Source organism: [Rhizobium] kunmingense (assembly GCF_977018605.1).
Window position 1 is genome coordinate 960,344 of the sequence record NZ_CDRNXG010000002.1, and the last position, 22,746, is coordinate 983,089.

The window sequence follows — 22,746 nt, forward strand, 5'->3', positions numbered from 1 at the left end:
AACGACGTGATTTTTTCCATATTACTTCAGGCCCGCGTTCATTTGTTTGGCCAGGCTTGCGATTGCAGATGTGAGTACCCGATGAACGCTGGTCACAGACATGTCCAGCCTGTTGGCTATTTCCTGCAACGTGTAACCGTCGAACCTGTGCATCTCGACGATGATCCGTGTCCTGTCGGGCAGCGCGCGCAACGCCGCAGCGAGCAAGCGCATCTGGTCGTTGTCGACCGTTTCCTGCTCCGGGGACGGGGGCTTTAGCGGCTGAATCCAATCCGGTGCATGCTCGGTCGCTTGTGTAAGTTCATAACGCCGACGCCTGCGCCGATTGATCGCAAGGTTCCGCACCATCGTGCGAAGATAGGCGAGCGGAGTATCGATGTGTTTCAGGCTGTCCGGGCTAAGCTTGGCAAAAGCCTCTTGCACCACTTCCTCGGCTTCATCCCGCGAACCGAGGAACGACGCGGCGTAAGACACCAGGGTTGAACGATGTTCTGCGTACACCACCGTCCTGATGTCGTCGTCGGCGCTCATTCGAAAATACCACTAATAGATGTCTTTCGCGCTATAAACCAGGCCGTCGATCTTTGATAGATATCATGATTAAAAATGTCATGTTTTGATGTTTGTTGTTTCCGTGTTCCGGTCTCACGCCATCGGCGCTTCGCGACTTTCGGAAGCCTGCCTCTTGAATACACGGCGGAAACAGAGGCGACCGCTACAGATCGCCGGCAGAATTTGAGATCCAATTCGCCCAGCAGGCGATTTGCTCTGGAGCGCCTGCCTGGTTAAGCGATAGGGGTTTGCTCCACCTGATACTGGAAAGCGTTCTCCCGCAACATCCTGGTGTCTCCGGGGCGGAGGCTTTCCTCGCCCCGGAGATCTTCATTCGTGTGTTTGCGTCGGCCTAACGGTCAGTAGTGAACCGAAAGCGCATCGATCGGCGTCGTCTTCGGCGGAGCGAATTTCGTCAGGTTGATGCCTTCGACCGCAGAGCGGTACTCTTCGATGCTCGGCGTGCGGCCAAGGATCGCCGACAGAACCACCAGCGGTGTGGAGGCCAGCAGCGATTCACCCTTCTTCTCGGCCGTGTCTTCGACAACGCGGCCCTGGAACAGACGGGTGGAGGTAGCAAGGACGGTATCGCCCTTCTCCGCCTTTTCCTGGTTGCCCATGCAAAGGTTGCAGCCCGGACGCTCGAGATAGAGGATGTTCTCGTATTCGGTGCGGTTGGAAGTCTTCGGCTTCAGGTCGTCGAATTCGAAGCCCGAATACTTCTGCAGGATTTCCCAGTCACCTTCGGCCTTCAGCTCATCGATGATGTTGTAGGTCGGCGCGGCAACGACGAGCGGTGCCTTGAACTCGACCTTGCCTTCAGCCTTCTCGATATTCTTCAGCATCTGGGCGACGATTTTCATGTCGCCCTTGTGCACCATGCACGAGCCGACGAAGCCGAGATCGACCTTCTTGCTGCCGCCGTAATAGGAAACCGGGCGGATCGTGTCGTGGGTGTAACGGCGTGATACGTCGGCGTTGTTGACGTCCGGGTCGGCGATCATCGGCTCGTCGATCAGGTCCAGATCGACGACGACTTCGGCGAAATATTTCGCATTGGCATCGGGGGTCAGGGCCGGCTTCTCACCCGAGCGGATTTCGGCAATGCGGGCATCCGCCTTGTCGATCAGGCCCTTGAGCGTCTGCGCGGCATTGTCCATGCCCTTGTCGATCATGATCTGGATACGCGACTTGGCGATTTCGAGCGACTCGATCAGCGTCGCGTCCTCGGAGATACAGATCGATGCCTTGGCCTTCATTTCGGCCGTCCAGTCGGTGAAGGTGAAGGCCTGGTCGGCCAGCAGCGTGCCGATATGCACTTCGATGATGCGGCCCTGGAAGACGTTGTCGCCGTGCTGCTTGAGCATCTGCGCCTGGGTGGCGTGCACGACGTCGCGGAAGTCCATGTAGGGCTGCATCGTACCCTTGAAGGTCACCTTGACCGACTGCGGTATCGGCATGGTGGCTTCGCCAGTGGCAAGCGCCAGCGCCACGGTGCCCGAGTCGGCGCCGAAAGCGACGCCCTTGGACATGCGGGTATGGCTGTCGCCGCCGATGATGATCGCCCAGTCATCGACCGTGATATCGTTCAGCACCTTGTGGATGACGTCGGTCATCGAATGGTAGACGCCCTTCGGGTCACGCGCGGTGATTACGCCGAAATTGTTCATGAAGGACATCAGCTTCGGGATGTTCACCTGGGCCTTCTTGTCCCAGACCGAGGCCGTGTGGCAGCCCGACTGATAGGCGCCGTCGACCAGCGGAGAAATGACGGTTGCCGCCATCGCTTCCAGTTCCTGCGCCGTCATCAGGCCGGTCGTGTCCTGCGAGCCGACGATGTTGACGGTGACGCGAACGTCGGAACCGGCATGCAGAACCTTGCCCGGCGTGACACCGACAGCATTACGGTTGAAGATCTTTTCGACAGCGGTCAGGCCCTGGCCTTCGACCGAGAGTTCCTTGTTCGGAGCGAAGACCGGGGTTGCCTCGACGCCCAGCGTCTGGGCCGCAAAGGTCTGCAGCTTCTTGCCGAAGACGATGGCATAGGAGGAACCCGCCTTCATGAACTCCGTCTTCTGCGGCGTGAAGGAGGACGCGATGTCGACCAGCTCTTCGCCGTTCTCGTCGCGCAGCTTCCGGTTCTTCGCATCGATCTTCAGAACCGTGCCGGTCTCGACCGAGTATTTTTGCTCGAGGATCGGGTTGCCGTCGTTGTTGAGGATCGGCTTGCCGTTCTCGTCGAGCTTCTTGACCCAGTTCTTCAGGTTGATGCCGATACCGCCGGTCACGTCGACAGTGGTCGCGAAGATCGGCGAAATGCCGTTGGTGCCGGCGACGACCGGAGCGAAGTTGACGAACGGCACGTAAGGGCTGGACTGCTTGCCGGTCCACAAAGCGACGTTGTTGACGCCGGACATGCGCGACGAGCCGACGCCCATCGTGCCCTTTTCGGCAATCATCATCACCCGCTTGTCGGGATGCTGCTGCTGAAGCGCGACGATTTCCGCCTGGGCTTCAGGCGTGATCATACACTGGCCGTGCAATTCTCGGTCGGAGCGCGAATGGGCCTGGTTGCCAGGCGACAGGAGGTCGGTGGAGATATCGCCCTCGGCGGCGATGAAGGTCACGACCTTGATCTCGTCCTCGACATCCGGAAGTTTCGTGAAGAATTCTGCCTTGGCGTAGCTTTCCAGCACATCCCTGGCGATCGCGTTGCCGGCCTTGTAGGCGTCGCGAAGGCGGAACATGTCGGCGTCGTAGAGGAAGACCTGTGTCTTCAGCACGTCGCCGGCCTGGCTGGCGATCGAGACGTCATCGCCAAGTGCTACGTCGAGCAGCACTTCGACGGAGGGGCCGCCCTTCATGTGCGACAGGAGTTCGAGTGCGAAGGTCGGGGTGATCTCCGGGACGATCGTTTCGCCGAGGATGATCTTTTTCAGGAAGGCGGCCTTGATACCCGCGGCGCTCGTCGTGCCAGGCAGGGTATTGTAGATGAAGAATTTCAGCGCGTCCGCACGGTGCTCGCTGCCGGTATCTTCGATCAGGCTGATGATTTCGCCGGTCAGCCCGCCGTCATCGATCGGCTTGGGTGCAAGCCCTTGAGTTTCTCTGCTTTTGATTTCAGCCAGGTAATCCAGGTAAAGGGTCATCGCAGTTCCAACGTCATGATGTCTTCGGTGCTGAAACGCAGCACCACCAAGCAGTGTTTGTTTATAGGCCTTCGGCCTTGAGGGCTTGGAGTACTGCAACCGAGCCCATGTGACAAGATGGCGCACCCCGGTAAATGAAATGCTTCCGGCCCGTATCGATGCGGCTGAAGACCTGTCCTGGTGCGACATTCCGCGGCGCGTTTTCGAGAGCCCGCTCCGAGCCGATTTTCGCCCCTTCGCGCCAGTACCTTTTCGCATGTGAAGATTGCATCGCTGCGCCGCACAATCTTTTAAACTTGACTCTTTAAATCTTGTTATTTAGGTCAGTACAACTGACTTAATTTCGGCAGGAGTCGCGCCATGCAACCGAATGAATCGCCTTTCGGCCTCTACGATCCTGCGCAGGAGAAAAGCAGCTGTGGCGTCGGCTTCATAACGCGAAAGGACGGGGTGCAAACCCATGACGTCTTGCTCAAAGGCCACGAAGCGCTGTGTGCGGTGCCGCATCGTGGCGGCATGTCGGCAGAAGGGGTCGGTGACGGTGCCGGCATTTCCGTGGACCTATCTCTCGGCTTCTTTCGCAAGCTGACCGGCAGGCCGGATCTTGAGCCGCGCCGGTTCGGTGTCGGCAACTTCTTCCTGCCCGCCGATCCGGCCTTTCATGAAGAGGCTGAGCGCGTCGTGGAGATGATGCTTGCCGAGCAGGGTTTCGAAACCTTTCTGAAGCGTGATGTGCCTGTCGAGAACGATGCGATCCGCCCGGTCGCCATTCGTCACCAGTTGACCATCCGTCAATGGGTTTTCGGCTGTCACGGCGAGACTGCGTCGCAGGCGGAATTCGATTTCCGCATCCACAAGGCGCTGCTGGCGATCGAAGCTGAGGCCTATACGCGGCCGGAACTCGCCGGCCTGTACCCGATATCGCTCAGTGCCCGTACGCAGGTGTTGAAGGGGCGCCTCAACTCCAACGAGGTCATCCCCTATTTCCGCGACCTGGTGGACCCGGATCACACGATCCACACCATGTATTTCCACACGCGGTTTTCCACCAACACCGATCCGCATCCGTCGATGGCGCAGCCTTTCCGCCAGATGGCGCATAACGGCGAGTTGAATACCGATCGCAAGAACCGCTTGTCGGAAGCCGCGATCGCGGCCGCCAAGAACGCTTCGATCATCCGCCCCAAGGGCCAGTCGGACAGTTGCCGTCTCGACCAGACTCTGCAGTCGCGCGTACTGGAGGATGGCCTCGACCTCGTCACTGCCGTGGTTTCGATGATGCCGCCGGCCTGGGAGAATGACGACACGCTATCGGCCGATGTCGCCGCCATGCTCGAATATTTCTCGCTTTATGAGGAGAAGAATGACGGCCCGGCCGCCCTGATCTTCGGCAATGGGGATGTCATTGGTGCCCGCCTCGACCGCCTCGGGCTCAGGCCGCTTCGTACCGTCGAGACGGAAGATTATCTCTGCGTCATGTCTGAGGCGGGCCAGATCGCCTTTTCGCCTGAGACCGTCCTGAGCCGCGGTCGCATCGAGGCCGGCGGAATGCTGGTCTACGACCATGTCGAAAAGCGTGCTTTCGGCACTGTCGAGGCGCTGGAAATGCTGGCAGCCCGCAAGCCCTATCGCGATCTGGTGGTCGATGCCCGCGTACGGCTTTCCGACCTGCCGGAAATTCCCGCCGAAGCGCAGGGCTCGCCTTTGCGCTACAATGGCGACATGGAGCGTCACCAGCGTTACGTCGCCTATTCCCATAATCAGGAAAGCTTCAAGTTCCTGATGGATCCCATGCTGGCAACCGGCGCAGAGAAGATCTCCGCCATGGGTTATGGCAATGCCATCAACGCGCTGTCTGACCAGGAGGGGGGCGTCGCGAAGTATTTCTCGCAGCGTTTCGCCCAGGTGACGAACCCACCGCTCGACAGCATTCGCGAGGCCGACGGCATGACGCTGAGGATCGCGCTCGGCGCCAAGCCGAATATCGGCGCGAAGGCCGCCCGCCAGATCGTCGTACCCTCCCCCATTCTGACCCATCTAGACATGCTGAAGCTGCGCGAGCAGACGGAGACGCCGCTCCGCCGTTTCGAGATGCTGTACACACCGGTTCTCGACAATGCGGAGGCAAACGCCCAGGCGCTCGAAGCTGGTATCGGCAGGCTTTGCGATGCCGTCGCCGCCTTTGCCCGCGAGGAAGGCGGCATTGCGGTCGTCACCGACCGGCATGTGGCGCGCGACCGCGCCGCCCTGCCGATGATCCTCGTCGTTTCGGCGATCAACCAGAAGCTCATCGAGGAAGGCGCGCGCCTGCGTGTCTCGCTCGTGGTCGAAAGCGGCCAGATCTCATCCTCTCACCATGTCGCCGCCGCCCTCGGTTTCGGCGCTTCCGCCGTCTATCCGCTCGGCGTGCAGTTTCGCGCCGAGGAGAAGTTCGGGGCAGAAGCCGACAAGGCATTCAAGCGCTTCGCCAAGGCGGCTGAAAAGTCGTTGATGAAGACCATGGGCAAGGTCGGCCTATGCACTGCCGAAAGTTATGTGGGCGGCGAGTTCTTCGAACCCAACTTCCTCGACACCAGCGATCCGGTGCTCAATCGCTACTTCCCCAACGTCAAGACGCCGGTCGGCGGCGTCGATTTCAAGGTGATCGCCCAGGCGGTCGCCGACTGGCACGCCAAGGCGCTGACTGTGAAGAACGAGAACGATATTCCGTTGCTCGGCCTGTTCAAGGAACGCGCCGAGGGGGCCGGCCATTCGTTCGGCACGACAGCCGTACGCGGTTTCGTCGACATGACCGAGGAGAAGGTCGCCTTCTCTGAGCCGGATGGCGAGGAGGACCCCTTCCTGCGGCTGCTGACGCTCAACCGCCTGGGCGACGCCTTCGGCATCGATGATGCAGCCTATGCCAACAACAGCTACGATCGCCTTTCGCCCGAAGCGATCAATCGCTTCGCAATCACGCCCGGATATCGTGCATTCGCCCGGATGATGACGGAAGAGCGATCGCGTCGACCGGCGGCCCTGCGCGACGTTCTGGCCTTCCCGGCGGACGTTACCTATGCCAGCTCGCCGGATGATTTTCGCAAGGAAATGAAGCGTTTTTCCCGCAGGGGCAACAACAGTTTTCTGGTGCGCGGACTGACCTGCGAGGCGATGCCCGAGGATATGTTCCGCCTCACACTGACCGGCCCCCAGGGTGGCGACCTTGCGCGGCTGGCGGCGCTTGGCCAGTCGTTCGTTGCCCGTTTCGGAACCGATATTCTCGGCCATTGGCTGGAAGGCGGCGCGCTTGCCGTTCACGCGGCGGGACAGGCCCTCAACTACCTTAAGCTTTTAGGCTCCGCGCCCGCCGGCGTTTCGCTCGACGAGGTGCAGCCGGCCAGCGAGATCACCCCCCTTCTAGCCTCCGGTGCCATGAGCCATGGCGCGCTGGTGTCCAATGCCCATGAAGCGGTCGCGCATGGCACCAATATGGTCGGCGGGATGTCGAACTCCGGGGAAGGCGGCGAGCACATTTCTCGCTATGGCACGATCCGCGCCTCGCGCATCAAGCAGTTCGCCTCCGGGCGTTTCGGCATCTGGGCAGGCTATCTCGCCGATCCGATGCTGGAGGAGCTGGAAATCAAGATCGGCCAGGGCGCAAAGCCCGGTGAAGGCGGTCAGTTGCCGGCTGCCAAGGTGACGGTCGAGATCGCCGCCGCCCGCGGCGGCACGCCTGGCGTCGAACTGGTCTCCCCTCCCCCGCATCACGACACCTATTCGATCGAGGACCTGGCGCAGCTCATCCATGACTGCAAGGCGGCGCGCGTGCGCGTCATCGTCAAGCTCGTCTCGTCGGAAGGGATCGGCACGATCGCCGTCGGCGTGGCCAAGGCGGGTGCGGATGTCATCAATGTCGCAGGAAATACCGGCGGCACGGGTGCAGCTGCGGTCACCAGCCTCAAATATACCGGCCGCGCCGCCGAAATCGGCATTGCCGAAGTGCATCAGGCGCTCTGCGCCAACGGCCTGCGGCAGAAGGTGCTGTTGCGCTGCTCCGGCGCGCATCAGACGGCGAGCGACGTGGTCAAGTCGGCGCTTCTCGGCGGCGACAGCTTCGAATTCGGCACGACGGCGCTGATGATGCTGAAATGCGTCATGGCGAAGAACTGCAATATCAAGTGCCCGGCCGGCCTCACCACCAATGCCGAGGTCTTTGACGGCGATCCCCGCGCTCTGGCGCAATACCTGCTCAACATCGCGCACGAAACGCGGGAAATCCTTGCGTCTCTCGGCTTCAGATCGCTCCGCGAAGCACGCGGGCGCAGCGACCTTCTTCATCTTCTCGATCACCCGTCCAGCGTCGGGCAGCTTGACCTCCGCGCGATGCTGCAGGTGGTCGAGGAGGTGAAGATTACCGATCCCGTCTACATGGACAAGGATTACGCGGTCGACGATGCCTTCATCGACATGGTGCGCTCGGCACTGATCGACGGCGGCCTGCCGGTGGTCGAACTCGGCGGCAACTATCATCTCAACAACTGCAACAAGAGCGTCGGCGGCCAGCTTTCGGTCGATATCGAACGGATGCTGAATTACGAACTCAGCGATGCTGAGGCGCGCTATCTGCCTGCCATACGCCAGGACAAGCGCGGTCGGCGCTTCCTCGATGCGGGGTCGGTCAGGATTTCCACATCCGGTTCGGCCGGCCAGTCCTACGGCGCCTTCTGCAATGACGGCATGATGCTCACCCATACCGGCACCTGCAATGACGGCGTGGGTAAGAGCGCCAACGGCGGCACGATCTCGGTGCGCTCGCCGGGCGGTGGTTCGGCAGAGGCGGACGGCAACGTGCTTATCGGAAACTTTGCCCTGTTCGGCGCGACAGGCGGCCGTCTGTTCGTCGAAGGTCAGGCCGGCGACCGGTTCGCGGTACGCAATTCCGGGTCCACCGCCGTCGTCGAAGGCGTCGGCGATTTCTGCTGCGAATACATGACCAACGGCGCAGTCCTCAACCTGGGGTCGTTCGGCAAGGGCGTCGGCAACGGCATGAGCGGCGGCTTCTTTTACCAGTACGATCCCTATCGCGATCTGCCGAAGAAGATGAGCCACGACTCCATCCTGATCGGCTCGATCGCCGATGCGTCCGACCCCTATGTCACCTTCCATGCGGACGCGATCCGGATGATGCTGGAATGGCATTTCGAAGCGACAGGATCGGAAAAGGCGCGCTGGCTGCTCGACAATTTCGAAAGCGAACGCTCGAACTTCGTCTACGCACTGCCCCGTGCCCTGCTTCTCTATCAGGATAGCGATGCCATTCTGAAGGCGAAGAGCCGCAAGGATCTGGTGGAGGAACTGGCGACCGCGCTTGCCGGCCATCAGGTGCGCAAGTTCAAGCTCGCCTATCGTGACCGCAAGCCGATCCTCAACGGCAGGGCTCCCGGCCATGGCGAGACGGATACCGACGAAATGTTCACGCTGCTGAACAACTACACTGTGCTTTCCATGGCCCAGTCGCTGGCCATGGCGCGCGTGCCGAATGCACTCGGACCATCCGAGCCGGCGGTGGAAAAGGCGGTGCGCAACCTGATCCTGACCGAGGATTTCGCGCTGATGCAGAAGCTTTCGCGGTATGCCCGCGAGGCGATCGCCGATTATGACGATGCGGATCTTGCCGTCCTCGTTTCGGAAAAGCGGCTGACCGACTACAGGCAGGCGCTTGCCGGCCGCAACACGCTGTCGATCGACAGCCCCGGCACCTATGGCTGGATCATCCGCCAGACGGAAAGCAACCGGGAGCGGATCGGCCGCATCCCGAGCTTCGAGGAACTGTTCGCAGCCAAGGCCATCGGCGGCCTCGCGACTGCCCGTTGAGACGCGCCAGCAAGCCCGCACCCAGATGTTAAGAGCCGCATGATGATCATACCGCATATCCCTGAGGATGCTCCCTTCAACAGCGACCAGCGTGCCTGGCTGGCCGGTTTCATGGCCGGCCTCAACTCGCGGCTTGTCGCTAGCGAAAGCGCGGCCACTGCACCTGCCGCTGGCGCTGCGCAGCCGATCCACATCCTCTACGGCACCCAGACCGGCAATGCCGAACAGGTGGCGATGGACGCTGCGGCGTCGGCCAGGGCGCTCGGCATGGCGCCGCAGGTACAGGGGCTCGACGATATCGACATGAATGCTCTGGCCGACATGCGCCATGTGGTGATCGTTACCTCCACCTATGGCGAGGGTGAGATGCCGGACAATGCCCAGCTTTTCTGGGAGGCCCTGTCGGCCGAAACGGCGCCGCGGCTCGAAAGTCTGAAATTTGCCGTGCTGGCCCTGGGCGATACCGGCTATGATGGGTTCTGCCAGGCGGGCAAGCTGATCGATACGCGTCTCGAACAGCTGGGCGCCACCCGCATCGCTGCCCGCCTCGATTGCGATATCGATTTCGAGGATGCCGCCGCAGCCTGGCTTGGTGGGACGCTGCCGCTCGCCGCGGAAAAGCCTGCCGCCGGAGTTGTCGCAGCCGCCACAGGAGCGCCTTTGCGGGAACAGACCGGCTGGAGCCGCAAGAACCCTTACGCCGCGACCGTTGTGGTCAATCGCTGCCTGTCCGCCTCTTCCTCGACCAAGGAAATCCGCCATTTCGAATTCGATCTCGGCGATAGCGGGCTTGCCTACGAGGCGGGTGACGCCGTCGGCGTCATGCCGGTCAACGATCCGGCGCTGGTCGATCTGCTGATTGCAAGGCTTGGCGCGTCGCCCGACGCCGAGATCAACGGCTCGGCGCTGGCCGCGCTTCTTTCGACCCATTACGAAATCTCGACGCCATCGCGCGACCTGATCGCCGAGGTCGAACGTCGCGCCGGTCACGAGGAGCTCACCCATATCGTCCGAAATGCCGACAAGGAGGCCCTCGATGCCTTCCTGTGGAGCAAGGATGCACTCGATCTCGTCTCACACATACCCCAGGGAGGTCTGAGCGCTGCCGATTTCATCGGCCTCCTCAAGCCGTTGCAGCACCGCGCCTATTCGATCTCTTCGAGCCCGAAGGAGGCGGATGGCCGCGTGCATCTGACCGTCGCAAGCGTACGCTACCACGCCGCGGGTCGCGATCGCGGCGGTGTCTGCTCCACCTATATGGCCGACCGCGTTGCGGAGGGTACGAAGGCCGGCATTTTCGTCTCGCAGAACAAGGCGTTTCGCGTGCCGGGCAATGACGACGCGCCTATGATCATGGTCGGTCCCGGCACGGGCATCGCCCCTTTCCGCGCATTCCTCCAGGAGCGCCGCGCGCGCGGGGCAAAGGGCCGTAACTGGCTGTTTTTCGGCGACCAGCGCCGAGAGAGCGACTTCATCTACGAGGACGAATTGTCCGTCATGAGCCGCGATGGCCTGCTCACCCGCCTGGACCTTGCCTTCTCACGCGATCAGGACGCCAAGATCTATGTCCAGACCCGCATGAAGGAAAACGGCAAGGCGCTGTTTTCCTGGCTGGAGGACGGTGCGTCCTTCTATGTCTGCGGCGATGCCAGCCGCATGGCGCGTGATGTCGATATGGCGCTCGCTGAGATCATCGCCGAACATGGCGGCATGACGGCCGAAAGAGCATCGGACTATCTGAACGGTCTGAAAAAGGACAAGCGCTATCTGCGCGACGTCTACTGATCTGCAGCCAGACCTGCCTCGATCCTTTCATTTGCTATTGCGACCGTTCGGCTTCGTAGAAAAGCCGGGCGTCCTCAGACGCTGCCGCTCGTGAGGCGGGGTTTCCGTAGAACATGTGACCACCGCGATAGAGGTGCAGGCTGGTGCGTTGCCGGCTCAGCGACAGCGGCAGTTGGTCGATGACATATCGGCTGGCGCCGAACGGCGTGACGACATCGCTATAGCCGTGAAGGATCGCCAGCCGGAAGGATGGGATGACGGACAAGAGGTCGCGCAGGTCGCCGGCTGCATTGGCGCTTCCCCTCCCTCTGCCCCAATCCCATCTGCGGCTCGTCTCTCTGTTGAGCAATGTATAGGTCATCTCGCTGCGGAATTTCAGGTCGTCGTGAGCGTAGGAGGAGAAGGCGGCACCATAGGCGCGCGAATAGCCGTCGAGGATCACGTCATCATTGCCGACGCTGGTCTGGCCGGGATAGGCGTCGGCAGCAGACTGGCCGGCATCATAAGGGCTGACGACATTGCCCTCGCCGCCGGATTGTTTGGCGTAGAGACCGGCGACGTATCCGCGGCTTGCCGCCACGGTCTCGGGCCCAAGCCCCGTCAGTTCCGCAACGCGTTCGTAGAAGATGCGGCCCACGTCTTGTGCCGGCGGCGCTCCGGCCAGTGACACGAGGTATTCGGTCATGGCAAACCGCTCGGCTTGCCGCACGCTCTCGACGGAGAAGGCTCCCTTTCTCTCGTATTCGGCAGCGGCCAGGGAGGGCAGATGCAGGGCGGCAATCAGCGGGTTGTCGTCGGCGTCCGAAAGCAGCCGACTGTCGATCAACGGCGAAACCATGACGATGCCGGAGACGAGGATGCTCTGCGAGTTCTTGAGGCTGGTCGCGACCTTGGCAGCGCGAAAGCCGCCATAACTCTCGCCGAGAAGATACTTTGGCGAGGTCAGGCGGCCTTGTTTCTGAATGTAGAGTGCGATGAACTTGGCGAGGCTCTCGGCATCCTGGGCAATGCCCCAGTAGCGCTCGGCCGCGTCGGCGGTTGCGGCCCTGCTCCAGCCGGTGCCGACCGGATCGATGAAGACCAGATCGGTGAACCGCAGCCAGGTTTCGGGATTATCTGCGAGTTCGGGCGTCGTACCGTCTCCTTCGCCGGGGCCGAGTTCGACTATTCTGGGACCTGCAAGGCCAAGATGCAGATAGGCAGAAGCCGCACCCGGCCCGCCGTTGAAGGCGAAGGTCAGCGGGCGGCTCGGATCGTCCGCCTGGGCGGTATATGCGGTGTAGAACACCTTGGCGCCAACCGTGCCGCTTTGTTCGAAAAGATCGATCGTGCCGGCCGTTGCCGAGTAATCGAGCGCTCCCGTCTTCGTTTCGATCGTATGCCGGGTCGTAGAATCCGACGGAATGAGCGAAAGTATGCCGGAAGGGGCTGAATTCTGCCGAGAGGGCACGGCTGTTTCCTGCGCCATCAGCGGCGTGACCGCGGTAGCGAACAGTAGGGCGGCCGTCGGCACGAGCTTGCTGATCTTCATCGACGTCTCCATCAGGATACCATGCGGTGGCGGGGCCCGCCGGCGCTAGTCGCGCAGAAAGGTAAGGTGCCATCGAGCGACAAGGCTTCTCGCTGGCGAACGTGACACAGGGATCAGGCAGATATAAGCATTCACGACCGATCTCACGCAGAAGTGCGGGCAGACAGGCACGCGCGGTGACCGCGAGCGGCCGCGCATCGGTTGCGCCTGCGGGCCCTATTCTTTTTGGAAGATGTGCCAGGCTGATGCTGGGCATGCGACATATTGTCGCATCTGAGGTACGTGCGTCAAAATCGACCTTGCAAGCGAGCGGAAGGCTCGTATCAATTGCAGCCGGAGGAGGTGTTCGCCGAATTTTTCGCGCGACATTTGAGGCCGCGTCGGAGCGTGGCGAGGGAAGAGAGACAGCAGTCAGACATCAGCCATGACTCTTGGTCGCATGCTTTCGCATGCGCGACGTCGCGTGGCTGCTAACCAGCAATCAAGCAGATACTCAAGGAGGAGGAAATCATGACGAAATATCTTTTGCTCACGACGGCGGCGATCGGTCTCGCGGCAGGTCTTCTGGCAACCACCGGCCCGGCCGCGGCCTCTCCCGACAATCCGGTCATCGGCTTCTCGATCGACGATCTTCGCGTCGAACGCTGGGTGCGCGACCGCGACTATTTCATCGAGGCGGCCGAAGGCCTGGGGGCCAAGGTCAGCGTTCAGTCGGCCGACGGCAACGAGGAAAAACAGGTCAAGCAGGTTGAAAACCTGATCGCCCAGGGTGTCGATGCGATTGTCATCGTGCCGATGAACTCCAAGGTCTTCGATGCCGTGGTTGCCGATGCCAAGGCATCCGGCATCAAGGTTCTCTCCTATGACCGGCTGATCCTCAATGCCGATATCGATGCCTATATCTCGTTCGACAACGAACGGGTCGGCTTCATGCAGGCGGAAAACGTGCTCAAGGCCAAGCCGGAGGGCAACTATTACCTGCTGGGAGGATCGCCGACCGACAACAATGCGAAATACCTGCGCGAGGGCCAGGAACGCGCGTTGAAGCCGGCTGTGGACGCCGGCAAGGTCAAGATCGTCGGCTCCCAATGGGTGAAGGAATGGAGCCCAACGGAAGCGCTTTCGATCATGGAGAACGCGCTGACGGCCGCCGACAACAAGATCGATGCCGTCGTGGCGTCGAATGACGGCACTGCGGGCGGCGCGATCCAGGCACTCGCCGCACAGGGCCTCGCCGGCAAGACGGCGGTTTCCGGGCAGGATTCCGACCTTGCCGCCGTCAAGCGCCTGCTCGACGGAACCCAGACCGTGACGGTCTACAAACCGTTGAAGCTGATCGCATCAGAGGCGGCGAAACTGACGGTGCAGTTGGTCAAGGGCGAGACCCCGGCCTTCACCTCGAAGATCAACAATGGCACGAAGGATGTCGATACGCTTCTGCTGACACCGACGGCGGTGACCAAGGAGAATGTCGATATCTATGTGAAGGACGGCTTCTACACCAAGGAGCAGATCGGCCTGAAGTGACGACGGCGAACGACCTCGGGATCAATGCCGGTCCCGAGGTCTTCCACCAGATTACGAGGGGTCGATGAGCGAATATCTTCTTGAGATGAAGAATATCTCCAAGAGCTTTTCCGGCGTGAAAGCGCTGGACGGCATCCATCTGCAGGTGCGGCGCGGCGAATGCGTCGGTCTGTGCGGTGAAAACGGTGCAGGAAAATCCACCCTGATGAAGGTGCTTTCCGCCGTCTATCCCTACGGCACCTGGGAGGGCGAGATTTTCTGGGAAGGAAAGGAACTGAAGGCCGCCTCCATCCGCGAGACGGAAAGGGCCGGCATCGCCATCATCCACCAGGAACTGATGATGGTGCCGCATCTGTCGGTGGCGGAAAACATCTTTCTCGGCTCGGAAATCAGCAATCACGGCTTTCTTGATTACGATGCGATGAATGCGCGCGCGCAGGAACTGCTGGCCAAGCTGAATGTCCACGACATCAACCCGGCGCTTCCTGTTCTCAACTATTCCGGCGGCAAGCAGCAGCTGATCGAGATCGCCAAGGCATTGAACAAGAATGCCAAGCTTCTCATCCTCGACGAGCCGACATCGGCGCTGACGGCAACCGAAATCCGCACCCTGCTCGATCTCGTCAAGAGCCTCAAGGCCGAGGGACTGGCCTGCGTTTACATTTCCCACAAGCTCGATGAAGTGGCCGAAATTTCTGATACGGTCACGGTCATCCGCGACGGCACCCACATCGCCACCCGCCCTATGAGCGAGCTGACGACGGCCAATATCGTCACCATGATGGTCGGCCGCGAGATGAAGAACCTTTATCCCAAGGAGGCGCATGCCATCGGCGAAGTCGTGCTCGAGGCGCGCAACATTTCCTGCTGGGACATCACCAATCCGAACCGAAAGGTCGTCGACGACGTGTCGTTCCAGATCCGCAAGGGGGAAATTCTCGGCATTGCGGGGCTCGTGGGCGCGGGCCGTACCGAACTGGTGTCGACCCTCTTCGGCGCCTATCCGGCCGCGCACAAGGGAACGGTATCGCTCGACGGCAGGGAAATCACCATCCGTTCGCCGCGCGATGCGGTCAAGGCCGGCATCTGCATGGTCCCCGAGGACCGCAAGCGCAGCGGCATCCTGCCGATCATCGGCGTCGGCCATAACATGACGGTTTCGGTGCTCAACCGCTTTTCAAGGCTCGGCATGATCGACGAGCATGACGAACTGGCGCAGATTCAGGCCGAAATCGTCAGGCTGAAGATCAAGACGGCCGATCCGATGCTGCCGATTGCGTCGCTTTCCGGCGGTAACCAGCAGAAGGCCGTTCTCTCCAAGATGATGCTGCCGGAACCGCGCATCCTCATTCTCGACGAGCCGACCCGCGGCGTCGATGTCGGCGCCAAATACGAGATCTACAAGCTGATCTTCGCACTCGCCAAGGCCGGCGTCGCAATCCTGATGGTGTCATCCGAACTGACCGAGGTTCTTGGCATATCCGACCGCGTGCTCGTTATCGGCGAAGGACGGCTTCGTGGCGATTTCGTCAATGACAACCTGACCCAGGAACAGGTGCTGGCGGCGGCCTTGGGCCAGCCCGCACAGGTCGCCTGAAACAAAACGGCAGCGGCTTTGGAAGGCGTAAGAACATGAATGGCAGGAATTTTCGAAAATTTCTTTCCGAAAACAAGATCGTAGCCCTGTTGATCGTCGTCGCGCTGATCTGGGCGCTGTTCGGCTACCTCACCTATAATACCGATACCGGCGTCTCGGGCTTTCTGACGGCCCGGAATTTCTCCAATCTCCTGCGCCAGATGGCGATCACCGGTATTCTTGCCGCCGCCATGGTGTTCGTCATCGTCGCGGGCGAGATCGATCTTTCGGTCGGCTCGCTCCTCGGCCTGCTTGGCGGTATCGCCGCAATTCTCGATGCCGTCTATGGCTGGCCTCTGGCGGGAACCGTCTCCTTCGTGCTTCTCGCCGGCGCAGCACTCGGACTGATGAACGGCTGGATGACGTCCTATCTCGGCATTCCGTCCTTCATCGTCACGCTTGGCGGACAGCTGGCCTTTCGCGGCGCCGTTCTCGGTCTGACCGGCGGCATCACCATTGCCCCCGTGTCGCCAAGCCTGCGCTATATCGGCCAGGGCTACCTGCCGGGCTGGCTCGGCAACGGTTGCGCCATCCTGCTTTTTGCCGTGCTGCTGCTCATGGCGCTCAGGACCCGGCGAAAACGCCTCCAACATAACCTGCAGGTGCCGAGCGCACTCATGGAAATGGTCCGGCTCGTCGTCATCGGCATCTTCATTCTCGGTTTCGTTCTGGTACTGAACTCCTATCAGGGCATTCCCGTGCCCGTCCTGATGCTGCTTTTCGTGCTCGGCATCTTCACCATCATCGCCAAGGGAACGGTGTTCGGCCGTTATATCTACGCCGTCGGTTCCAATTCGGAGGCAACGCGCCTTTCCGGCGTCAACGTCAATCTGGTCAAGATGGCGGTGTTCGGGCTGATGGGCCTGATGGCGGCGCTGGCCGGCATCACCACCACCGCACGGCTTGCTGCCGGCACACCGTCCGCAGGCTTTGGCGGCGAACTCGATGCGATCGCTTCCTGCTTCATCGGCGGCACATCGATGCGCGGCGGCGTCGGCTCGGTCATCGGCGCACTGGTCGGGGCGCTGATCATGGCCAGCCTCGACAACGGCATGTCCATGCTCGGCGTCGACACGTTCTGGCAGCAGATCATCAAGGGCATCATTCTCGTCATCGCCGTCTATCTGGACATCGTCTCGTCGGGAGCAAAACGGGCTTGAGGGGCAACGTCGTCTACGGTCATGTGATCACGACACTTCACATTGACCTGCTCTCTTTTCCCTACTAAGTATCCGAGGGAGATTAATGGAGATATACGGCATGGCCCGGCCCCAAACCTTGACCTATTCGGAGGCTGATCTGGAACGCGCGCAATCCTACAAGGCGCGTGATTATCCAAAGGATGTCGACCCGAAGATCGAGGCTCTCGTTCGAGAGATGATTGCCAGCTTTGCCGACAAGTGGACGGTGATCATTCTCGATACGCTGTGGGACGAAGGCACATTGCGGTTTTCCGAAATAGCCCGCCACGTTACCGGCATCAGTCAGAAGATGCTGACGCAGACGTTGCGGCGGATGGAGCGCGACGGGCTGGTGATCCGCAAGATCTATGCTTCCGTGCCGCCCAAGGTGGAATACAGCCTCTCGCCGCTCGGTCTTACGCTCGGGGCGGCCTTTTGCAACGTCTGGATCTGGGCGATCGAGAACCATGATGCCGTCGATGGAGCACGCAGTTCCTTCGACAGCCAGGATAACTGATTTCAGATCATCGACCTCTTGCGCCGTGCGGCCGTTGAAACGGCGTCCTGGCTTGCGAATTCCCGATACCATTGATCCAGCTCGTCGCGGAGCTGCGACGAGGTCAGGTCGTGATAGGCAAGGCCGACGATGCGTTGCGCCGCATTGATGGCCAGAGGACTGTCTACCGGGATCGATTGATCGACGCAGAATTCGTTCAAGGCTCTGCGCATCGTCACCATACAGGGCATTGGCTTTCTCCTGCGTTTCCAATCTGTAATCAGCCTCTTGCCTCGGCGAGTGGCGATGAAATCGAGCGGATATGAGGCAACGCTTTTGCCTCAGGCGGCGACGACGAAGTCAAACCGGCCAATTGCGGCATTGGGTTCGACCGCCATCACGAGACGTTGATCGAAAATCGGATCTCCGGCGTTGCGAGGATGGCCGGGAAAGTACAGCTGCGTGGTCAGGAGCGGCCGCCCCGGGGCCTTGACGTGGAAATGGTAATGCGCCGTGCGGAAGGCGTAATGGTGGGTTGCGATCGTGTCGAAACCCCACCGCCCCGCTTCGTCCGTCAACTGGTGCCCACGCCAGGAAAATCCCCGGTTGTCGTAGTTTCCCTCATGGTCGGCATGCCAGATTTCGACGATCGCTCCCACCACAGGGCGGCAGCGCGTGTCTGTCACGAAGCCGCAAACGGTGAAGGCCGATTGACCTTCCGATGGTGCTCCGAGCGTGCCGCGCAGGGGCGCATTCGGCTGGTAATACGGGCCTTCTGTCTGTTGCAGCGTCTCAGCTGCCTCGCCGACACAGGCCGGCGTCAATGGCAGCGCTGCGCTTTCGGCCAATGATTTTCCACTGCCGACAAGAAGGGTGGGCGGCGCCGCCAACAGTGTCTTCAAAATCGTCCGCCGGGTTTTCCGCATCATCTCCGAGCCCTTTCCTTTATCCCGCAAATGCAATCCAGCGCCCGGCAAAGACCGCCGAGATCCACGCTGCCGCAGATGTCATGGCGCAAATCCGGATGCCGACGGGTGGATGTTCGCTTGTGCATTTGCGAATGAGCCGATGACAGATAAGGATATTCACGACGCCGACCGCCAGAATGCCGATCTTCACCAGGAACACTGTGAGCGATGCGTAATAGCTTCCACGCACGGCAAACAGCAGCATCCCGGTTGAGATCGCCAGCAGCAGCCCTGTTCCGGCAATGGGGATCGCCACATCGAGACCTTCCCGCCAGCGATCGCGCTTCCAGAGGCCGGAAGCGCGCAGGTCGAAGGTCAATATTGCGCCGACGAGGACCGCAAGGCCGAGAATATGCAATCCGTTCACCGTCGCATAGGCAAGGGTGGATGAACGGAGATGGCTGATGAGGCCGAGCGTTTCGACGTATCGAAAGCCGTCTATCAGCATTGCTCGACCATGTAGCTCATCGCCGCCTGGCGGCTTTCGATACTGCCATCCGCCAGACGCAGCCACTGGACGTTCAGTTGGTGAGGCGCTTCGCAGTTGCGGATTGCGACGGCAGCGATCCGATCGCCGACGGAGATGCGGTCTCCCAGGTTTGCATATTGCGCCGTCGGCGGCAGTTCGAGTTCAATCGCCTTGCCGGGGAGATCCGCGGGGACGTTCAGCGCGGCGTTGTTGAGGAAGGACGAGGCCGGGCCAAGAGTTGGCGCCGGCCGCGGCACTTTCAGGTCCGCTGCCACCGAGACGGTCAGTTCGGAATGCGGGTTACCGAAATAGGCGGCCGTCACCTCACCCTCGATCCAGATCGGGTTGCCCATGTCGTACCGGCTTTGAAAGCCGTGATGCGCGAAGGCAAAGGAGGCAAGGATAGTCATCGACAATCCGAGGATCGTGGCCATGGGGCGCTTGGCGAGTGATTTGAATGGCATTTCAGGCTGCTCTTTCTGTTGGGTGGTCAGCGCTCAGACCGGGTTGATCATGCCGAAGACGGTTTCGAAGTTGCCCGTCCGCTCTGCGGTCCGCTGTGGCATTACCCTCTGCACCAGAACCTCCGCGGGCGTCGGATCTGCGCAAAGAAGGTCAACGGATTCGGAAATGAAGTCGGCAAGCGGCAGCGCACGCGGATTGCTGGACTGGCCGGGCGTCAGGTCGGTGGCGACCAGCGGCGGCGCAATTTCGACAACCTCGACATTCGTGCTGCGAAGCTCGTGCCGCAGGCTCTGGCTCCAGGAATGGATCGCCGCCTTGGTTGCGCCATAGGTCGGCGTATCCGCCCGCGGCACGAAGGCGAGACCGGAGGAAACGGTAACGATTGCGGCATTCGGCTGACGACGCAGATGCGGCAGCAGGGCGGCTGTCAGCCGGATCGGTCCAAGAAAATTTGTGGCGATCGTCCGCTCGACGATGCCGAGATCGAAGCTGTCGGCCAGAACGTCCTCGATCAGCATGATGCCGGCATTGTGGATGACGGCGTTGAGGTCGGGATGGCGCTCCGTCACCATTGTCGCGAAGCGGGTAACGTCGTCGGCGTCGCTGACATCCAGTTCGTATCCGCTCATGGTCGGGTTGGCATCCAGCGTGGCCTTGAGCGATGCCGTATTCCGGCCGGTGATCAGTACGCGGGCGCCGCGGGCTGCAAGTGCTTCCGCAAGCCCCCTGCCGATGCCGGAATTGCCGCCGGTGATGAGTATTGTCGCTTTCGAAAAATCCATGATCAGGTCCTCGTCATTTGGTAACTGAAGACAAGGTAGAACTATAGCTCTCTTTTAGGAAGTAGGCACCTTTTGGTAAGTGATGATTTTTTTTAAGGCTCCGGGATGGCTTGGTGCATGCCATCCCGGACCAATATCTTACGTGCCGGACCCCAGCAGCGCCTCCAGCCGCACCGGCAGGTCACGGGCGCGAATGCCGGTAGCGTGATAAACGGCGTTGGTGATCGCCGGGGCCACACCTGCCATGACGACTTCGCCGAGCCCCTTCACCCCGGACCGGTTGATGCGGAAATCGGGTTCGTCGATGAAACCGGTCTCGATCGTGCCGATGTCGGCGTTGACCGGGATCAGGTATTCGGCGATGTCGGCATTCATGATGCCGCCGTAGCGCGCATCGATTTCCCCGCCTTCCCGCAGCGTGCCGCCGATGCCCCAGACAACGCCGCCGATCGCCTGGCTGCGTGCCGTGCGAGGGCTGAGCACGCGACCGCAATCGAACATGCTGACGACCCGCGGCACGCGGATGCGTCCGGTCGAGGCCTCGACATGCACTTCAACGAAATGAGCGGCATAACTGAAGGCGATGAAATCCGTATAAACGGGGCCGATCGGCGCGACGCGCCCCGTGTCGGTACGTCCGAGCACCTGCGGATTCTGCCCCGGCGCGATGCTGGATGCCTCCGCGGTGATACGGTCCCGGCCCGAGCGGGCGATCAGTTCGGCAAGCGGTATGGCCTTGTCAGAGGTGTCGACACCCGCGTCCGAGATCGCCTTCAACAGTGCATCGCAGACTGCTTCCGTGGCCGGAATTGCGGATGTCGATCCCCATGAGCCGGCCGTCAACGGCGGCGGTACTCCGCGGGTATCGCCGACCATGGCGGTGATTGCGGCAGGCGCGACACCGAGCCGCTGGGACACGACATTGGTGATGGCGGTCATCGCGCCCTGCCCCATTTCGTGGATGCCGACATTGACCAGAACCGTGCCGTCGCGCCTTGCAGTGATCCGCGCGCGCGCAGAACCGCCCGAACCGCTATAGAGGCCGATCGCCACACCCATGCCGATCAGATCGCCGTTTTCGGCCACCATCGATCGTGGTTGCGGGGTGCGCCTGCTCCATCCGAACGTGTCTGCGCCGCGTCTCAGGCATTCGGCGACATGGCGTGACGAATGCGGCAGGCCGCTGACGACATCGACGACTGTGTCGTTGCGCAGCCTGAGTTCGATCGGGTCGATATCGAGCTCATAGGACAATTCGTCCATTGCGCTTTCGATGGCGAACGCGGTGGCATGTTCGAACGGCGCGCGCATGAAGCCGGGCGTGGAGACGTCCGTGCGGATCAGCCGGGTGAAACTGCGAAAGTTCGGATAGCCATAGAAACGGGCGGCCGTGTCGGCATGTTCTGCAGGGAAGTAATCGAGCATCGAGGTCTGCGCGTCGACATCATAGATCGCCGACTGGAGGCGACCGTCACGGTCGGCGGCCAGCCGTACCCGCTGCCGGGTTGCGGGACGCGACGTCGCGTCATGAAACAGCTGCCGTCGCGGCACAACAATCTTGACCGGCCTGTCGATCTGCCGAGAGGCGAAGGCGGCCAGGACGAGTTGCGACTGTACGGCATTCTTCTGCCCGAAACCGCCGCCGATAAAGGGCGAGATGACCGTCACGTTATCCGGGCTGATGCCGAGCTGGTCGGCAACGCCGAACTTGCAGCCACCGGCGTTCTGCGTCCCTTCATGGATGGTCAGCTGGTCGCCATCCCAGGATGCGACCGTGCCGATCAGTTCCATCGGGTTCTGGAACTGCCTCTCCATCCGGTAGGTGGAATCGACCTTGACCGTGCCGTTGTCATAGGCAGTTTGCGCATCGCCGACGGAGACGTCCTCCAGCGGATAAGCCATCGGCGCCGATGCCTGGGCCACCGGGTCCGCCAGTTCGCTGTCGATGCTTGCCGCAAACGGCAATGCCTCATAGTCGATGCGCAACAGCGCAGCAGCCTCGATCGCGGTTTCAAGCGTTTCGGCCAGTACGAGCGCCACCGGCTGGCCGCGATAGAAGACATCTGCCGTCAATATCGGCGAATGCGACTGGAACGCATAGCCGCCGCCCATGAGAAAGCGCGCCGGCTTCAGCTGACCGGTATCGGCATGGGTGAGGACAAGCGTCACACCGGGCAAGGCTGTCGCCGCCGCACTGTCGATCGCGACGATCCGTCCCTTGCCGATGGTTGACACGGCAAAGGCGCCGTGAACGAGGTTTTCCGGTCGTGCGTCCGTGCCGAAGCGCGTTGCACCGCGAACCTTGTCGCGAGCATCCACGCGGGCGATTTCGGGATAGAAATTGCGGCTCAT

General features: G+C 61.2%; 15 protein-coding genes. 6 read left to right on the top strand and 9 right to left on the bottom strand.

Features of this window, described 5'->3' with window-relative positions:
- Nucleotides 1-21: 21 nt before the first annotated feature.
- On the bottom strand, nucleotides 22-531 hold the full coding sequence (locus AC0JZ4_RS22970; RefSeq protein ID WP_471888782.1) for an RNA polymerase sigma factor: 510 nt from the start codon (nucleotides 529-531) through the stop codon (nucleotides 22-24).
- A gap of 380 nt (nucleotides 532-911) precedes the next feature.
- Nucleotides 912-3,701, bottom strand: coding sequence for a bifunctional aconitate hydratase 2/2-methylisocitrate dehydratase (locus tag AC0JZ4_RS22975; protein ID WP_471888783.1), 2,790 nt, complete (start codon nucleotides 3,699-3,701; stop codon nucleotides 912-914).
- A gap of 360 nt (nucleotides 3,702-4,061) precedes the next feature.
- Between AC0JZ4_RS22975 and AC0JZ4_RS22980 the strand changes: the two genes are divergently transcribed.
- Together AC0JZ4_RS22980 and AC0JZ4_RS22985 are read left to right on the top strand one after the other, a co-directional pair.
- Nucleotides 4,062-9,554, top strand: coding sequence for a glutamate synthase-related protein (locus AC0JZ4_RS22980; protein WP_471888784.1), 5,493 nt, complete (start codon nucleotides 4,062-4,064; stop codon nucleotides 9,552-9,554).
- 39 nt (nucleotides 9,555-9,593) lie between these two features.
- Nucleotides 9,594-11,339 carry a sulfite reductase subunit alpha gene (locus AC0JZ4_RS22985; RefSeq protein ID WP_471888785.1) on the top strand — a complete coding sequence of 582 codons (1,746 nt, stop codon included), beginning with the start codon at nucleotides 9,594-9,596 and terminating at the stop codon, nucleotides 11,337-11,339.
- Nucleotides 11,340-11,373: 34 nt separating this feature from the next.
- Here the strand turns inward: AC0JZ4_RS22985 and AC0JZ4_RS22990 are convergent, their stop codons facing one another.
- Nucleotides 11,374-12,870 carry a S10 family peptidase gene (locus tag AC0JZ4_RS22990; RefSeq protein WP_471888786.1) on the bottom strand — a complete coding sequence of 499 codons (1,497 nt, stop codon included), beginning with the start codon at nucleotides 12,868-12,870 and terminating at the stop codon, nucleotides 11,374-11,376.
- Nucleotides 12,871-13,380: 510 nt separating this feature from the next.
- Here AC0JZ4_RS22990 and xylF point away from each other — a divergent pair.
- The 4 genes from xylF (at nucleotide 13,381) to AC0JZ4_RS23010 (ending at nucleotide 17,731) form a co-directional block, all read left to right on the top strand.
- Nucleotides 13,381-14,397, top strand: a complete 1,017-nt coding sequence (xylF, locus tag AC0JZ4_RS22995; RefSeq protein WP_471888787.1) for a D-xylose ABC transporter substrate-binding protein — start codon at nucleotides 13,381-13,383, stop codon at nucleotides 14,395-14,397.
- A 64-nt stretch (nucleotides 14,398-14,461) separates the two neighbouring features.
- Entirely contained in the window at nucleotides 14,462-15,994 is a 1,533-nt protein-coding gene (locus AC0JZ4_RS23000) for a xylose ABC transporter ATP-binding protein (RefSeq protein WP_471888788.1), read from the top strand.
- A gap of 35 nt (nucleotides 15,995-16,029) precedes the next feature.
- Nucleotides 16,030-17,193 carry a sugar ABC transporter permease gene (locus AC0JZ4_RS23005; RefSeq protein ID WP_471888789.1) on the top strand — a complete coding sequence of 388 codons (1,164 nt, stop codon included), beginning with the start codon at nucleotides 16,030-16,032 and terminating at the stop codon, nucleotides 17,191-17,193.
- 100 nt (nucleotides 17,194-17,293) lie between these two features.
- Entirely contained in the window at nucleotides 17,294-17,731 is a 438-nt protein-coding gene (locus AC0JZ4_RS23010) for a winged helix-turn-helix transcriptional regulator (protein WP_471888790.1), read from the top strand.
- 2 nt (nucleotides 17,732-17,733) lie between these two features.
- Here AC0JZ4_RS23010 and AC0JZ4_RS23015 read toward each other — a convergent pair whose 3' ends face one another.
- From AC0JZ4_RS23015 to AC0JZ4_RS23040, 6 genes are all read right to left on the bottom strand, one after another.
- The gene (locus AC0JZ4_RS23015) at nucleotides 17,734-17,961 is read right to left on the bottom strand and encodes a hypothetical protein (protein ID WP_471888791.1); all 228 of its coding nucleotides are present in this window, start codon (nucleotides 17,959-17,961) and stop codon (nucleotides 17,734-17,736) included.
- A 90-nt stretch (nucleotides 17,962-18,051) separates the two neighbouring features.
- A complete protein-coding gene (locus tag AC0JZ4_RS23020; RefSeq protein ID WP_471888792.1) occupies nucleotides 18,052-18,672 on the bottom strand; it encodes a dioxygenase family protein in 621 nt (206 codons plus the stop codon).
- A complete protein-coding gene (locus tag AC0JZ4_RS23025; RefSeq protein ID WP_471888793.1) occupies nucleotides 18,656-19,126 on the bottom strand; it encodes a DUF6644 family protein in 471 nt (156 codons plus the stop codon). The genes AC0JZ4_RS23020 and AC0JZ4_RS23025 overlap by 17 nt, the downstream gene beginning before the upstream one ends.
- A complete protein-coding gene (locus AC0JZ4_RS23030; protein WP_471888794.1) occupies nucleotides 19,120-19,611 on the bottom strand; it encodes a DUF6152 family protein in 492 nt (163 codons plus the stop codon). The genes AC0JZ4_RS23025 and AC0JZ4_RS23030 overlap by 7 nt, the downstream gene beginning before the upstream one ends.
- Nucleotides 19,612-19,644: 33 nt before the next feature.
- Nucleotides 19,645-20,394 carry an SDR family oxidoreductase gene (locus tag AC0JZ4_RS23035; RefSeq protein ID WP_471888795.1) on the bottom strand — a complete coding sequence of 250 codons (750 nt, stop codon included), beginning with the start codon at nucleotides 20,392-20,394 and terminating at the stop codon, nucleotides 19,645-19,647.
- Nucleotides 20,395-20,532: 138 nt separating this feature from the next.
- Nucleotides 20,533-22,746 (bottom strand): xanthine dehydrogenase family protein molybdopterin-binding subunit, encoded by a 2,214-nt coding sequence (locus AC0JZ4_RS23040; RefSeq protein ID WP_471888796.1) that lies wholly within the window; start codon nucleotides 22,744-22,746, stop codon nucleotides 20,533-20,535.

Coding starts and splice junctions, on each gene's coding strand:
- AC0JZ4_RS22975 (WP_471888783.1), bottom strand. CDS start 3,701: ATGACCCTTTACCTGGATTACCTGGCTGAAATCAAAAGCAGAGAAACT.
- AC0JZ4_RS23040 (WP_471888796.1), bottom strand. CDS start 22,746: ATGAGCCGCAATTTCTATCCCGAAATCGCCCGCGTGGATGCTCGCGAC.
- AC0JZ4_RS23015 (WP_471888791.1), bottom strand. CDS start 17,961: ATGCCCTGTATGGTGACGATGCGCAGAGCCTTGAACGAATTCTGCGTC.
- AC0JZ4_RS22990 (WP_471888786.1), bottom strand. CDS start 12,870: ATGAAGATCAGCAAGCTCGTGCCGACGGCCGCCCTACTGTTCGCTACC.
- AC0JZ4_RS23010 (WP_471888790.1), top strand. CDS start 17,294: ATGGCCCGGCCCCAAACCTTGACCTATTCGGAGGCTGATCTGGAACGC.
- AC0JZ4_RS23000 (WP_471888788.1), top strand. CDS start 14,462: ATGAGCGAATATCTTCTTGAGATGAAGAATATCTCCAAGAGCTTTTCC.
- AC0JZ4_RS22985 (WP_471888785.1), top strand. CDS start 9,594: ATGATGATCATACCGCATATCCCTGAGGATGCTCCCTTCAACAGCGAC.
- AC0JZ4_RS22980 (WP_471888784.1), top strand. CDS start 4,062: ATGCAACCGAATGAATCGCCTTTCGGCCTCTACGATCCTGCGCAGGAG.
- AC0JZ4_RS23035 (WP_471888795.1), bottom strand. CDS start 20,394: ATGGATTTTTCGAAAGCGACAATACTCATCACCGGCGGCAATTCCGGC.
- AC0JZ4_RS23025 (WP_471888793.1), bottom strand. CDS start 19,126: ATGCTGATAGACGGCTTTCGATACGTCGAAACGCTCGGCCTCATCAGC.
- AC0JZ4_RS22970 (WP_471888782.1), bottom strand. CDS start 531: ATGAGCGCCGACGACGACATCAGGACGGTGGTGTACGCAGAACATCGT.
- AC0JZ4_RS23005 (WP_471888789.1), top strand. CDS start 16,030: ATGAATGGCAGGAATTTTCGAAAATTTCTTTCCGAAAACAAGATCGTA.
- xylF (WP_471888787.1), top strand. CDS start 13,381: ATGACGAAATATCTTTTGCTCACGACGGCGGCGATCGGTCTCGCGGCA.
- AC0JZ4_RS23030 (WP_471888794.1), bottom strand. CDS start 19,611: ATGCCATTCAAATCACTCGCCAAGCGCCCCATGGCCACGATCCTCGGA.